15 protein-coding genes are annotated in these 12,896 nt (G+C 58.9%); 8 read left to right on the top strand and 7 right to left on the bottom strand.

Translation table 11 applies throughout. The annotated features are described in order from the left end of the window. Positions 1 to 148: 148 nt before the first annotated feature. The 5 genes from NK667_RS19535 to NK667_RS19515 all read right to left on the bottom strand — a co-directional run bounded on the left by NK667_RS19535 (position 149) and on the right by NK667_RS19515 (position 3,015). Positions 149 to 598 carry a Spy/CpxP family protein refolding chaperone gene (locus NK667_RS19535; RefSeq protein ID WP_054049213.1) on the bottom strand — a complete coding sequence of 150 codons (450 nt, stop codon included), beginning with the start codon at positions 596 to 598 and terminating at the stop codon, positions 149 to 151. A 310-nt stretch (positions 599 to 908) separates the two neighbouring features. Continuing rightward, positions 909 to 1,586 (bottom strand): response regulator transcription factor, encoded by a 678-nt coding sequence (locus tag NK667_RS19530; protein WP_054049215.1) that lies wholly within the window; start codon positions 1,584 to 1,586, stop codon positions 909 to 911. A gap of 7 nt (positions 1,587 to 1,593) precedes the next feature. Then, entirely contained in the window at positions 1,594 to 2,007 is a 414-nt protein-coding gene (locus NK667_RS19525) for an SH3 domain-containing protein (RefSeq protein WP_054049217.1), read from the bottom strand. 110 nt (positions 2,008 to 2,117) lie between these two features. Then, entirely contained in the window at positions 2,118 to 2,417 is a 300-nt protein-coding gene (locus tag NK667_RS19520) for a YciI family protein (RefSeq protein ID WP_054615780.1), read from the bottom strand. A gap of 1 nt (position 2,418) precedes the next feature. After that, positions 2,419 to 3,015 carry a septation protein A gene (locus NK667_RS19515; RefSeq protein ID WP_054615779.1) on the bottom strand — a complete coding sequence of 199 codons (597 nt, stop codon included), beginning with the start codon at positions 3,013 to 3,015 and terminating at the stop codon, positions 2,419 to 2,421. 87 nt (positions 3,016 to 3,102) lie between these two features. On the opposite strand from NK667_RS19515, the gene NK667_RS19510 reads away from it, so the two are divergent. The 6 genes from NK667_RS19510 to rluB all read left to right on the top strand — a co-directional run bounded on the left by NK667_RS19510 (position 3,103) and on the right by rluB (position 8,329). Then, on the top strand, positions 3,103 to 3,966 hold the full coding sequence (locus tag NK667_RS19510; protein WP_054615778.1) for a PHP domain-containing protein: 864 nt from the start codon (positions 3,103 to 3,105) through the stop codon (positions 3,964 to 3,966). 13 nt (positions 3,967 to 3,979) lie between these two features. Further along, entirely contained in the window at positions 3,980 to 4,609 is a 630-nt protein-coding gene (locus NK667_RS19505; RefSeq protein WP_054049612.1) for an L-threonylcarbamoyladenylate synthase, read from the top strand. Positions 4,610 to 4,669: 60 nt separating this feature from the next. Then, positions 4,670 to 5,428, top strand: a complete 759-nt coding sequence (locus tag NK667_RS19500) for a segregation and condensation protein A (protein WP_177331463.1) — start codon at positions 4,670 to 4,672, stop codon at positions 5,426 to 5,428. 11 nt (positions 5,429 to 5,439) lie between these two features. Further along, a complete protein-coding gene (scpB, locus tag NK667_RS19495) occupies positions 5,440 to 6,432 on the top strand; it encodes an SMC-Scp complex subunit ScpB (RefSeq protein ID WP_054615777.1) in 993 nt (330 codons plus the stop codon). A 281-nt stretch (positions 6,433 to 6,713) separates the two neighbouring features. Beyond that, positions 6,714 to 6,905 (top strand): DUF1289 domain-containing protein, encoded by a 192-nt coding sequence (locus tag NK667_RS19490; RefSeq protein WP_054049230.1) that lies wholly within the window; start codon positions 6,714 to 6,716, stop codon positions 6,903 to 6,905. Positions 6,906 to 7,048: 143 nt separating this feature from the next. Beyond that, positions 7,049 to 8,329, top strand: a complete 1,281-nt coding sequence (rluB, locus tag NK667_RS19485) for a 23S rRNA pseudouridine(2605) synthase RluB (protein ID WP_054049232.1) — start codon at positions 7,049 to 7,051, stop codon at positions 8,327 to 8,329. Positions 8,330 to 8,523: 194 nt separating this feature from the next. On the opposite strand, the gene NK667_RS19480 is transcribed toward rluB, so the two are convergent. After that, positions 8,524 to 9,489, bottom strand: coding sequence for a M29 family metallopeptidase (locus NK667_RS19480; protein WP_054049234.1), 966 nt, complete (start codon positions 9,487 to 9,489; stop codon positions 8,524 to 8,526). Positions 9,490 to 9,558: 69 nt separating this feature from the next. Continuing rightward, the gene (locus NK667_RS32585) at positions 9,559 to 9,693 is read right to left on the bottom strand and encodes a hypothetical protein (protein WP_054049237.1); all 135 of its coding nucleotides are present in this window, start codon (positions 9,691 to 9,693) and stop codon (positions 9,559 to 9,561) included. 940 nt (positions 9,694 to 10,633) lie between these two features. Between NK667_RS32585 and NK667_RS19475 the strand changes: the two genes are divergently transcribed. Then, on the top strand, positions 10,634 to 12,049 hold the full coding sequence (locus tag NK667_RS19475; protein ID WP_054049239.1) for an amino acid permease: 1,416 nt from the start codon (positions 10,634 to 10,636) through the stop codon (positions 12,047 to 12,049). A gap of 107 nt (positions 12,050 to 12,156) precedes the next feature. Further along, positions 12,157 to 12,852 (top strand): pentapeptide repeat-containing protein, encoded by a 696-nt coding sequence (locus NK667_RS19470; protein ID WP_054615776.1) that lies wholly within the window; start codon positions 12,157 to 12,159, stop codon positions 12,850 to 12,852. Positions 12,853 to 12,896 lie beyond the last annotated feature (44 nt).

The raw sequence follows: 12,896 nt of genomic DNA, 5'->3' as shown, positions 1-12,896 counted from the left end.
GCGAGGCTTGCCCGCGAATGCGATTTCATGATCAACAAATTTGTTGAATGTTAAATCGCATTCGCGGGCAAGTCGGATCGCCGCACCGCTCGCTCCTACAATGGCAAAAGACCCAACGGTGTTGGCCGTTGGGTCCGGGGTCATCGCATTATTGCGCTTTTTGCGGCTGTTGCGCTTTCCAGGCCTTGAACTCGGCCCACTCGGCGCGGCGCTCGGCTTGTTTTTTCTGGATCTCGTCGAATTTCTTCTGTTGATCCGGTTTCAGCACGGCGCGCACATCGGCCTGGGCTTTCTGATGCTTGGTGGCGATTTCGTCTTTCATGGCTTTCTGGTCAGCCGGGGAGAGTTTCTCCAGGTATTTCTCGACCAGTTGTTTGCGATCATGCATCTGCTCGCCCATGATTTTGCGGATTTGCTCACGCTGTTCGCGGCTCAGGTCCAGCTGGCTGTACGGGCCTTTGCCGTGCATGTCATGCATCTGACCGCCGTGGCGCGGACCGTCCAGCGGGCCACCCATCGGGCCGGCACCTTCAGGCATGGCCATGGCAACGGTTGGCAGGGCGGCGGCGAACATCAGAGCGATAAGAGTCTTGCGCATGGTGAATCTCCTTGTCTCGTTCCCGGTACGTTCCGGATGAGTTCAGATTACGGAGATCAAGGTCAGCGGCGGTCAGCGGAGCGTAAAGCTTGGGTAAAGACGAGTTTCGGCGTTCCTGACAAATCTGCCACTTTGCAGACGAAGCGAGCACCGTAGCAGCTGTCGAGCACCGCGAGGCAGCGTTCGGCGGCGAAGCCGTCGTCAATCCTGTACGCGAGGTTTTACTGACACTCCGCGTTGCCTGGTTTTGCGACGGCTTCGCCGCCGAACGCTGCCTCGCGGTGCTCGACAGCTGCTACAGGGGACCGTGTCAGAGGCTGTAGTAGTAACCGCGACTACGCAGCGCCACGATGCGCGGGCGGCCATCAGGGTGCGGGCCGATCTTCTTGCGCAGGTTGCTGACGTGCATGTCCAGGCTGCGGTCGTACAGGGTCAGTTTGCGACCGAGGGCAATCTGCGCCAGTTCCTGTTTATCCAGGGGCTCGCCGGGTTGCTTGATCAGGGCTTCGAGCAGGCGGCTTTCGGAGACGGTGAGGGTGAATTCCTGTTCATCGATGCTGACCACGCCGCGCACCGGGCTGAAGCACAGGTCGCCGAGTTCGAGCTGGCTGGACACCGCCGTCGGATGACTGCGGCGCAAAACGGCGCGCAGCCGTGCTGTCAGTTCCCGTGGGTCGCAGGGCTTGGCCAGGTAATCGTCGGCGCCGAGTTCCAGACCGAGGATGCGGTCCAGCGGTTCGCCGCGGGCCGAGAGCATCAGCACGGGCAAATCCGGATGGTCGTTGCGCAATTGCTTGAGCAATTCCAGGCCACTGCCGTCGGGCAGCATTACGTCCAGCACTACGGCGGCGGGGGAGGTTTCGGCCAGCGCACGGCGGGCACTCTGGCCGTCGTGACAGGCACGGACCACAAAACCTTCCTGGCTCAACCAACTGCTCAGGAGCTCGCACAGCTCCTGGTCATCATCAATTAATAACAGCTCGCTCATGACTCACTCAATTTAGCCATTGCCGACGTTTTCGACTTGCTCCACTGGCAAAGATACCGCAGAGCAGGGCCAATAGCGCTACTCCGCCACCGGTGACGAACCATTGTTGCTGATCGGTCAGCAAGCGTGGCAACGGACCATTGGCCAGGGCTTCCTTGAGTTGCAGCTTCAGGCGCTGGTTCTCTTGGCGCAACCGGGCCAGTTGGGCGCTTTCGCGCTCGGCATCGGCATTTTGCAGTTGTTTGTTCAGTTCTTCTCGTTGCTGCTCGCTGACTTTCAAGCGTTGCTGCAACTCGGCTATCTGGCTGCCGGCGCTCAAGGACAGCGGCGTGGAACTGCTGCCAGTGGCAGCCTCTTCACCGTGTGCGGGAGCCACGATCGACAACGTCACCAACATCAGACACAACGGACCCTTGCGCATCACGACTCCTGATTCCAATCGAGTTATTGGGCAAGTTGTCGGCAGGCAAACGAGAATAATGAGCGATTGAGAGCGCGATGAACCGACAAGGTTCATCGCGTAGGGGAAATTTACGGCAGGACTTGCTTGAACGGCTTCACGGAAACGTTGGCGTAGACACCTGCGGCGATATACGGGTCAGAATCGGCCCAGGCCTGCGCGGCGGTCAAGGATTCGAATTCGGCAACAATCAGGCTGCCAGTAAAACCAGCGGCGCCCGGGTCATTGCTGTCAACGGCAGGGTTAGGGCCGGCCAATACGATGCGGCCTTCACCCTTGAGCACTTGCAGGCGCTCAAGGTGCGCCGGGCGTGCGGCCAGGCGAGCTTCCAGGGAGTTGGCGACGTCTGTAGCAACGATTGCATAAAGCATGTCAGTCCTCGGTTTTTGGCGTAGTGGTATCGGCGTCATGCAGGTGGCGGGACAGGTAGATGCCCTGTGCGACCAGGAACAGCAGCGTCATGCCAAGACTGCCGAAGACTTTGAAGTCGACCCAGTAGTCCTGGAAGGTGAACGCGACAAACAGGTTGGCGGCGCCGCAGAACAGGAAAAAACCGATCCAGGCGATGTTCAGGCGGGTCCAGACTGGGTCCGGCAGGCTCAGCGCGTGGCCCATGATGCGCTTGATCAGCAGTTGGTCGCCGATGAAGTGGCTGCCAATGAAGGCCAGGGCAAACAGCCAGTTGACCACCGGGGCTTTCCATTTCAGGAAGGTCTCGCTGTGGAACGCCAGGGTCAGGCTGCCGAAGACCAGGCAGGCGATGAGGGTCAGCCACTGGCTCTTCTCTAGCTTGCGCTGCTTGATGAACAAGGTGCCGTAAACCACCAGGGAGCTGATGATCAGCATGGCAGTGGCGCTGTAAATACCGCCTACAGTGACCTCATGACCGGCAATGTCGACGACCCGTGGATCGATTTTGAAGACAATGAAAAACAGCAGAAGCGGGATGAAGTCGATGAATTGTTTCACAGTGGCAGCCAGAAGCAGGATGTGTCGGCATAATAACAAACATATTGGCGCGCGATAGCGCCAGCTGATTTGAGGTTACAAAGCCCTGTGAATGTTGATTTGCACTGCCATAGCACGGCCTCCGATGGCGCCCTGGCGCCTGCGGTACTGGTTGCGCGTGCGTTCGAGAAAGGCGTGCGAGTCTTGGCCTTGACCGATCACGACACCCTCGAAGGCCTCGATGAGGCCCGCAGCGCCGCGACGGCGTTGGGAATGCAACTGGTCAACGGCGTCGAATTGTCCTGCACCTGGGGCGGCGCGACTATTCATGTGCTGGGCTATGGTTTCGATGTGAATGCCGTACCGTTGGTCGAGGCAATCGCCAAATTGCACGATGGCCGTTGGCTACGGTCCGAAGAAATAAGCCGCAAACTGGCGCTCAAAGGTATGCCCGGCGCGATGGACGGTGCCCGCGAGATGCAGCAGGCCCTCGGCGACAGCGGTAACGCGCCGGCCCGTCCGCACTTTGCCGACTGGATGGTGCGCGAAGGTTTCGTCAAGGATCGCGCCGAAGCGTTCCGCAAATGGCTGGGCGCCGGCAAGCTGGGTGACGTCAAGCAACACTGGCCGACCCTCGAAGACACCGTCGCCACCCTGCGTGCCGCCGGTGCCTGGGTCAGCCTGGCGCATCCGTGGCACTACGATTTCACTCGCAGCAAGCGTCGTCGCCTGATTGCCGACTATATTCAAGCAGGGGGCCACGCTATCGAAGTGGTCAATGGCCATCAGCCCGCCGAACAGGTTGGCAGTCTGGCCATTCTTGCCCGCGAGTTCGGTCTGCTGGTCAGCGCCGGCAGTGATTTTCATGGCCCTGAAGGCTGGTCGGAAATCGGTGAATACCGCCCGGTTCCGGAGGATCTGCCACCGTTATGGTGTCGATTCAAACATGACCCAATTATTGCCGCCGTCTGAACAGGTAGAGAATGTGAGTCAATTTTTCCAGATTCATCCGGAAAACCCGCAAGCGCGCCTGATCAAACAGGCAGTCGAGATCATCCGCAAAGGCGGGGTGGTGATTTATCCCACAGACTCGTCCTACGCCATTGGTTGCCAGATTGGCGACAAGAACGCCGTGGAGCGCGTGCGCCGCTTGCGTCAGCTCGACGACAAGCACAACTTCGCGCTGATCTGCAGTGATCTGTCGCAACTGGGGTTGTTCGCCAAGATCGACACCGGCACTTTCCGCATCCTCAAGGCTCATTTACCTGGGCCTTATACGTTTATCCTCAACGCCACGCGTGAAGTGCCACGCCTGTTGCTGCACGCCAAGAAACGCACCATCGGCCTGCGGGTGCCGAGCCATCCAATCGCCCTGGCGTTGCTGGCCGAGCTGGGTGAGCCGCTGATGAGCGTGACCCTGATCATGCCCGGTGACACCGATCCGCTAAGCGATCCCCACGAAATGCGCCAGTTGCTGGAGCATCAGGTGGACCTGATCATCGACGGCGGTTTCGGCGGGATCAAGGCGTCCACGGTGATCAACCTGGCCGACGGCGAACCTGAAGTGATCCGCGTCGGTTGCGGTGACCCGACGCCGTTTATGGCCGAGGCGTAGATGTCTGCAGTAGAACCCGTCGACAGTCAGGCCGGAGCCCAGCAAGAGCTGCCCTTCGCCATGGTCTATGGCCAGGCGGTCATGGAAATGCCGCTGGACCTGTACATTCCGCCGGACGCGCTCGAGGTGTTCCTCGAAGCCTTCGAAGGCCCCCTCGACCTGCTGCTGTACCTGATTCGCAAACAGAACATCAACATCCTCGACATCCCGGTGGCGGAAATCACCCGCCAATACATGGGGTATGTCGAGTTGATGCAGTCGGTGCGCCTGGAGCTGGCCGCCGAGTATTTGGTAATGGCCGCGATGCTGGCCGAGATCAAGTCGCGGATGCTGCTGCCGCGCGCGGAAACCATCGAGGCTGAAGAAGACGATCCGCGCGCCGAACTGATCCGACGCTTGCAGGAATACGAACGCTTCAAGGCTGCCGCCGAGGGCATCGATGGCCTGAGCCGGGTTGGCCGTGATGTGGTGGTGCCCAAGCTCGACGCCCCGGAAGCCCGGGCGCGCAAGCTGTTGCCGGACGTGAGCCTGGAAGAATTGCTGATGTCCATGGCCGAGGTCCTGCGCCGTGGCGACATGTTCGAAAGTCACCAGGTCAGCCGCGAGGCGTTGTCTACCCGCGAGCGCATGAGCGATGTGCTGGAACGGCTCAAGGGCGGCGGTTTCGTGCCCTTTGTCGAGCTGTTCACCGCTGAAGAGGGGCGGCTGGGGGTGGTGGTGACCTTCATGGCGATCCTCGAACTGGTCAAGGAATCCTTGGTCGAGCTGGTGCAGAATGAGGCGTTCGCGCCGATCCATGTGCGGGCCCGAGCCGAATAACGAGTTGAATCATGAACCTGACTGAACCCCGCGAGCTGGCGCCACTGCTTGAAGCCTTTCTGTTGGCCTCGGGAAAACCGCAATCGCTTGAACGCCTGTTCGAACTCTTCGAAGAGGGCGAGCGGCCAGAGCCACCGGTCTTCAAGAAAGCCCTGACGATCCTGGCCAAGTCCTGCGACGGCCGTGCCTTCGAACTAAAGGAAGTCGCCTCCGGCTATCGCTTGCAGATTCGCGAGAAGTTTTCGCCGTGGGTCGGCCGTTTGTGGGAAGAACGCCCGCAGCGTTATTCCCGCGCCATGCTCGAAACCATGGCGTTGATCGCCTATCGCCAGCCGATCACCCGAGGCGAGATCGAGGACGTGCGGGGCGTGGCGGTCAACAGCCACATCGTCAAGACCTTGCTGGAGCGCGAGTGGATTCGCATCGTCGGCTACCGCGATGTGCCGGGCAAACCGGCGATGTTCGCCACTACCAAGGTGTTTCTCGATCACTTCAACCTGAAGAACCTCGACGACCTGCCGCCGCTGGCCGAACTGCGGGAGATGGAACCTGACCCGGTGCTCGACTTCGACGACGCGCCGGTCCCGGCCGGGTTGCAGGAACTGGCCGACGCCAGCGCCGACCCGGAAGAGCCCAAGGAAGAAACCAGTTTCCACACGCTGTTGCTGGAACTGGATGACATGGAGCAGGGGATCAAGACCGACTTCGACGATTTGTTGCGCGATGGGGCGGTGACTGAGACTGAAGAGGTTTTGGAGCAGCCTGCGCCAGAGATCGAAGTTGAACTTCAGCCTGAGCCTGAAGCCACAATCGAAGAAGGGCCGGAAGCAGAGCTGGAGGACGATGTGCTCGGTGTCGCCGAAGCGCGCGAAAAACTCCTGGCCGCCGTCGCCGCGCTCGAACAGCACAAACCCGAGCCCGAGCCCGAGCTGAGCGACGAAGAAGCCGAAGCCCGCGCCCTGGCCGAAGCAATCGAAGCCGAACGCCGCGAATTCGACGACTGACCCAAAACCTACGGTCAACGCAGATCCCCTTGTGGGAGCGGGCTTGCTCGCGAAGGCGGCTTATCATTCAACATAGATGTCGCCTGACACTGCGCATTCGCGAGCAAGCCCGCTCCCACAATGGACCCGAGCCACCCACAAATCGTTTGAACACCACCGAACCCTGTGGGAGCGAGCTTGCTCGCGATGGCGGTCTCTCAGTCACTTAGAAGCTGAATGTGCCGCCCTCATCGCGAGCAAGCTCGCTCCCACAAGGGTTTGTGGCGTTTCCTGGAGTTGGTATGAGCTCTACCAAAGACCCCTGCATCAGCGTCTGCAAATTCACCGACGACATCTGCCTCGGCTGCGGCCGCAGCAAGCGCGAGATCAAGGCCTGGAAGAAGCTCGACAAGGACGACAAGCGCACTGTGCTGGCCGAAGCAGCGCTGCGGCTGATCAAACTCGGTGCCACCGGTCGGCGGAAACACAAGTAAATCACCATTCATCAGCTAGTCTCTGATGCGCGAACGCTTGCATGAGCGTATGATTCGCGACCCTCCGGCGATCCCTTCGCCCGAGAACCAGTTTTACATCGCTTCAGGCCAGGCCTGAACAGACCACACCGGGAGGTGCCCAGATGAGTATCAACGACCAGAAAGACGACCAGGAAATCGGCCCAGCAGGCGAAAAACTGCAGAAAGTCCTCGCCCGTATCGGCGTCGGCTCGCGCCGTGACGTGGAAGCCTGGATCAGCCACGGCCGCATCAAGGTCAATGGCAAAGACGCCACCCTCGGGCAGCGCGTCGACATGCACGACGCCATCACCATTGATGGCAAGGTGATCAAGCGCGAAGAAGCCGCCGAGTCGGTACGCCGCGTGATCATGTACAACAAGCCCGACGGCGAAATCTGCACCCGCCTCGACCCGGAAGGCCGTCCAACCGTTTTCGACAAGATGCCGAAACCAAAGGAAGGTCGCTGGATCAACATCGGTCGTCTGGACATCAACACCACCGGTCTGCTGATGTTCACCACTGACGGCGAACTGGCTAACCGCCTGATGCACCCTTCCTACGAGATGGACCGTGAATACGCGGTACGTGTGCGTGGCGAAGTCGATGACGAGATGATCGAGCGCTTGAAAGCAGGCGTCGTCCTAGAAGACGGTCCGGCCAAGTTCACCGACATCAAGCAAGCTCCAGGTGGCGAAGGTTTCAACCACTGGTACCACTGCGTGGTGATGGAAGGTCGCAACCGCGAAGTTCGTCGCTTGTGGGAATCCCAGGGCCTGGTGGTCAGCCGTCTGAAGCGTGTGCGTTTCGGTCCGGTGTTCCTCAACTCCGACCTGCCGATGGGTCGCTGGCGCGAAATGAGCCAGTACGAAGTCGACATTCTGAGTGCTGAAGTGGGCCTGACGCCTGTGGCCATGCCGCAGATGAACGCCAAGAGCAAAGACAAGCTCGATCGCATGCAGCGTAAATCGTCGCGTCCGATGGGCAAGACTGAGCGCGTGCGTTCGTTGCGTCCTGCCATCGGCAACCAGACCGCTGCTACGCCGCGTGACTCCCGTGAACCGCAAATCGAAGGCGAGCGTCCAGCCCGCAAACCAGCAGCGCCACGCGCTGATGGCGAGCGCGGTCCACGCACGCCACGTCCGGCCAATGGTCGCACCGAGCGCGGTGAAGGCCGTGGTGCGCCAAGCGGTGGTCGTAGCGATCGCGGTGCTCCTCGTGGTGATTCGAGTCGCGGTACGCCAGTGGCGGATCGTCCGGCCGACACCAAGCGCCCGGCCAAGCCGGTCGGCAAGAAACGCCCAGGCATCGTTTTGGTCGACAAGGACACGCCATCGGGCAAACGCCGTGGCGCGCCAGCCGGTTCGGGCCAGCGTCCGGGCTTTGGTCGTCGCAAGCCGGAATGAAGCAGCGGTAAGTTTCGAGCTGCAAGCTGCAAGTGAAAAACGCCAACCTTAGGGTTGGCGTTTTTTTTGGGTCTGGCTTTAGTGACGGGGTGAATATTAGGGCCTCTTCGCGGGCGAGCCTCGCTCCTACGCAGGTATTGCGTCGCCTTTGTAGGCGCGAAGCTTGCCCGCGAAGGCGTCGGCCGGGTTAAACCCTAAAACACAAACCGCCCATCAAACACCGGCTCATCATCGAGCGCCAACACGCCACCGGAGAAAATCAGGTCCAGGTGATGGCTGCCCTTGGCCCCGCCACCCAACCCCAGGTGCAAGCCGCAATGGCGCTCCTCGAACCCGGCGTTGCGCGCATACAGATCCTTCACGCCCTCGTTGGTGCCAATGCCCAACTCTTCGATCCGCCGGTTCGACGGATTGGCATCCAGGTACTTGTTGAAATCATGTTCAAGCCCCGGCACGTCCGTGGCGATTCTGCTGATGGTCGAGTTCTCGATCCACAACTCCAGCGGCGATTCCAGCACCCCGTACTTGCGCGCAAACGGAATCGTGCTGAGGAACGTCCCCATGAACTTCACCCGCCCATTAATCTCCTCGCTGTGGGTAGCAATCTCACCGGGCGCCAGATCAAAGTTGCCGACGCCGTTGATGTCCGTCCACTTCTTGATACTGCTCAGCGGTGTTTCAAACCACGAGCCGTGGTCATCTTTGAAACTGAGGGTCGTCGCGTGGGACATGCGCTGGATCAAGTGGCTGTTCAACCCGGCAATGCGTTGCGGGGTGACACTGAAGGTGTCGTAGAAGTAATCGCCGTAATCCTTGAACAGCAGCGACTTTTTCCAGTTTTGCGCCATCACCCCTTGCAGCGCGCGGAGGAATTCCGGGCCTTCGGGGCGCGGGTTGGGCAGGGTGGAAGAGTCGTAGAAGAAAATGTACAGATCGCTGTCGGCAATCGCCTGGGCCAGAAAATCCGTGGGTTCCAGATCCAGGCGCATGGCGCTGAAACTGAACAGTGAGCTGTTACCGGCCTGTTCGGCGATGGCGCCGGTCAGTGCCTCGTAATCGGCGGTGTGGCCGAGCAGGACCTTCGCCGGATTGATGCCGACAAGGGCCGGGTGTTGTTCGAGGTAGTAAAGGAAATGCGAGATAGCGCGTTGCTTATCCATGTAGTCCTCCCTGACAAACCGAGCAAATGTGGCAGGCACAACCGGCCGGATCGTGCCCGCCGGAGTGGCTTACAGAGGCCACATCGCCGTGCCGAACGGAACAACCGCGTCGGCTTGCATCATTTCAACGGCGGCTTCATGGGTCGGTGCTTCAAACCAATCGTCCAATTGCAGTTCAGTTTCCAAGTCTTTGTCCAGTTGCATAAGTGAATCTCCCAGATGACTTTTACGACTGTTGAATAGAAACAGCGGCGTGTTTTTCAATCAGTGAATAACTCGCCAACTTGTCGATTGATGCGGTCCGGCAAGTCGCTGAAAACCTAGTTCACAGGGTTTTGGAATGCAAAAAAATAATTAAATAAGATTTGTTTGAATTTTTTATTCCATTTTTTAACCGCGAATTTCTTTATAAAAAACAGAAAACTGACTCAACCTTTTCCTTAGGAAGCTTCCTAACGTCAATTTGCAGTCAGCCTTCGGAAAGATCTGATTTGGCAAGTTTTCGTTACGGCGTGTAACGGGTAATTTACGAAATCCACCGTCAACATTCATGGATTAAGCCAATTTTTAAGGTTGTAAGGAAAACCTTCCGCATTGCCGTTCTCGGATGATCGCGAAAGGCTCTGGCGCGCTTGTTTCGGCAACGTATGAAGGGTGAGATGCGCCCCATGCCTGCCGTGCAGGTGCATAACAAGAAGGAGGCGCAATGAACGCCGTGACTCATCTCCATCTCTCCCCGTGGGCCGGTTTTTTACTCGCCTGCGTCGATGACCTGCAAAGGTCTGACTTCTTATTTGCAGCCGCCCGGCACCCCCGAGGCGGACACAGGCAATCCCGGCAACCGACGCGCTGATTCAGCGGTGTCTGGCAGCAGGGGGTTAGCGGTGTACAATGCGCCGCGTTTTAACTGTGACCTCCTGCGCATCTGCGCAAATTTCAAGGCTACCCGTCTTGTTCACTCCGCCGCGCCACAAGCGTGTCGGGTTCGATTTCGTCACAGATAAAAACAAACAGGTGACGCATGACCGTTGTTAATACGCTGAACTCCTGGTGCTTGCGCTGGGGTTTGATCGGCGCTGCTTGAAATTGCAACCGAGCAGCAACGTCTACTGAACATCATCAAACCTTGCGTGAGACCCTTTTCATGAGTGGACAAAACTCGCATTCAGGCGAGCTGAAACGCGGCCTGAAAAATCGCCATATTCAACTGATCGCCCTCGGTGGCGCGATCGGTACCGGGCTGTTCCTCGGCTCGGCGGGCGTCCTCAAATCCGCCGGCCCGTCGATGATCCTCGGCTATGCCATCTGCGGCTTCATTGCGTTCATGATCATGCGCCAGCTCGGCGAAATGATTGTTGAAGAGCCGGTCGCCGGTTCGTTCAGCCACTTCGCGCACAAATACTGGGGCGGTTTCGCCGGTTTCCTGTCGGGCTGGAACTGCTGGATTCTGTACATCCTGGTGGGCATGTCGGAGCTGACGGCGGTCGGCAAGTACATCCACTACTGGGCGCCGGACATTCCGACCTGGGTTTCGGCCGCCGGTTTCTTCGTGCTGATCAACCTGATCAACCTGGCCAACGTCAAAGTCTTCGGCGAAGCCGAGTTCTGGTTCGCGATCATCAAGGTCGTGGCGATCGTCGGCATGATTGCTCTGGGCAGCTATTTGCTGGTCAGCGGTAATGGCGGCCCGCAAGCGTCGGTGAGCAACCTGTGGTCCCACGGTGGCTTCTTTCCGAACGGTGTCAGCGGTCTGGTGATGGCCATGGCGATCATCATGTTCTCCTTCGGTGGCCTGGAAATGCTCGGTTTCACTGCGGCGGAAGCCGACAAGCCGAAAACCGTGATCCCGAAAGCCATCAACCAGGTGATCTACCGGATCCTGATTTTCTACATCGGCGCCCTGGTCATTCTGCTGTCGCTGACGCCATGGGACAGCCTGCTGGCGACCCTCAACGCGTCGGGTGATTCCTACAGCGGCAGCCCGTTCGTGCAAGTGTTCTCGATGCTCGGCAGCAGCACCGCCGCGCACATCCTCAACTTTGTGGTCCTGACCGCAGCGTTGTCGGTGTACAACAGCGGCACTTACTGCAACAGCCGCATGCTGCTGGGCATGGCCGAACAGGGCGATGCGCCAAAAGCGCTGGCGAAGATCGACAAGCGCGGCGTGCCGGTGCGTTCAATCCTGGCGTCGGCAGCGGTGACGTTGATTGCCGTGCTGCTGAACTACCTGATCCCGCAAAACGCGCTGGAACTGTTGATGTCGCTGGTGGTGGCTACCCTGGTGATCAACTGGGCGATGATCAGCTTCTCGCACTTCAAGTTCCGCCAGCACATGAACAAGACCAACCAAACGCCGCTGTTCAAGGCCCTGTGGTACCCATACGGGAACTACATCTGCCTGGCGTTCGTGGCGTTCATCCTGTGCGTGATGCTGTTGATTCCAGGGATCCAGATCTCGGTGTACGCGATCCCGGTGTGGGTCGCGTTCATGTGGATCTGCTATGGCATCAAGAACAAGCGTCGTGATGGTGCTGCTGTGGTCGTTTCCGCGACCAAGTGAGAAAAGGATGACAACGAAAAAGCCGGCTTCTGCCGGTTTTTTTGTCTGCGGTCCTACGCGTGGTGACGATAGACTGCCTCGCCAATCCAATCAGTCGGGAGCCAGGCATGGGCGAAGGGCAAACACATTTTGAGATCGAAAACGCAACGCTCGGGCGTGAAGACGTCCAAGCGTTGATCGACCAACACGCCGGTCCGTTGCGCTTCATTGGCGTTGACTTCACTGATGCTGATCTGTCGAGGCTGGTGCTGGATCGTTGCGAGTTTCAGCGCTGTACCTTGCTGCGCAGTCAGTTTCTCGGCGCGCGTCTTGAGGGCACTCAGTGGAAGGGTTGCCGAGGGGCGCATGCGATTTTCGAAGCGACGCACTTGCTCGAAGCATCGTTCAACAATTGCGATTTGAACAATACGCGGTGGCAGCGAGCCAAACTGGCGCAAGTCGTTTTCAGCGGCTGCAAGCTGACGGGTGCCAACTTCAGTCATTGTTCGAGTCTGGGCCTGACGTTCAGTGAAACCCGGCTCAACAGCGCTTTTTTGCCGGGAATGTCCTTCGCCAGAAGCATACTGAACAACCTGGACTTTTCAGAAGCAGACTTGAGTGATGCGGATTTTCGCAAAGCCGAGTTTGTCGATTGCAGCCTGGCCCACGCACGTATCAATGGTGCGACGTTCGCTGGGGCGGATTTGCGTGGGGCCGATTTAAGCGGTTTTCGCCTCAACGACGCCAAACTGTTCAAAGGAGCGGTGATTTCTCGCGCGCAGGCTTCGATGTTGCTATCAGAGCTGGGCCTATCAGTCGCATAACGCGAATCTCAGAAACAACAAACCCGGCCATGTGCCGGGTTTGT

The organism is Pseudomonas nunensis (assembly GCF_024296925.1).
In the GTDB taxonomy this organism is placed as follows: Bacteria; Pseudomonadota; Gammaproteobacteria; order Pseudomonadales; family Pseudomonadaceae; genus Aquipseudomonas; species Aquipseudomonas nunensis.
This window is presented reverse-complemented; position numbering and strand designations above follow the sequence as displayed.

Excerpts from the sequence above, each read along its gene's own strand:
- NK667_RS19535 (WP_054049213.1), bottom strand. The coding sequence starts at position 598 with ATGCGCAAGACTCTTATCGCTCTGATGTTCGCCGCCGCCCTGCCAACC.
- NK667_RS19530 (WP_054049215.1), bottom strand. The coding sequence starts at position 1,586 with ATGAGCGAGCTGTTATTAATTGATGATGACCAGGAGCTGTGCGAGCTC.
- NK667_RS19525 (WP_054049217.1), bottom strand. The coding sequence starts at position 2,007 with ATGCGCAAGGGTCCGTTGTGTCTGATGTTGGTGACGTTGTCGATCGTG.
- NK667_RS19520 (WP_054615780.1), bottom strand. The coding sequence starts at position 2,417 with ATGCTTTATGCAATCGTTGCTACAGACGTCGCCAACTCCCTGGAAGCT.
- NK667_RS19500 (WP_177331463.1), top strand. The coding sequence starts at position 4,670 with ATGGTCTATGGCCAGGCGGTCATGGAAATGCCGCTGGACCTGTACATT.
- scpB (WP_054615777.1), top strand. The coding sequence starts at position 5,440 with ATGAACCTGACTGAACCCCGCGAGCTGGCGCCACTGCTTGAAGCCTTT.
- NK667_RS19490 (WP_054049230.1), top strand. The coding sequence starts at position 6,714 with ATGAGCTCTACCAAAGACCCCTGCATCAGCGTCTGCAAATTCACCGAC.
- rluB (WP_054049232.1), top strand. The coding sequence starts at position 7,049 with ATGAGTATCAACGACCAGAAAGACGACCAGGAAATCGGCCCAGCAGGC.
- NK667_RS19480 (WP_054049234.1), bottom strand. The coding sequence starts at position 9,489 with ATGGATAAGCAACGCGCTATCTCGCATTTCCTTTACTACCTCGAACAA.
- NK667_RS32585 (WP_054049237.1), bottom strand. The coding sequence starts at position 9,693 with ATGCAACTGGACAAAGACTTGGAAACTGAACTGCAATTGGACGATTGG.
- NK667_RS19475 (WP_054049239.1), top strand. The coding sequence starts at position 10,634 with ATGAGTGGACAAAACTCGCATTCAGGCGAGCTGAAACGCGGCCTGAAA.
- NK667_RS19470 (WP_054615776.1), top strand. The coding sequence starts at position 12,157 with ATGGGCGAAGGGCAAACACATTTTGAGATCGAAAACGCAACGCTCGGG.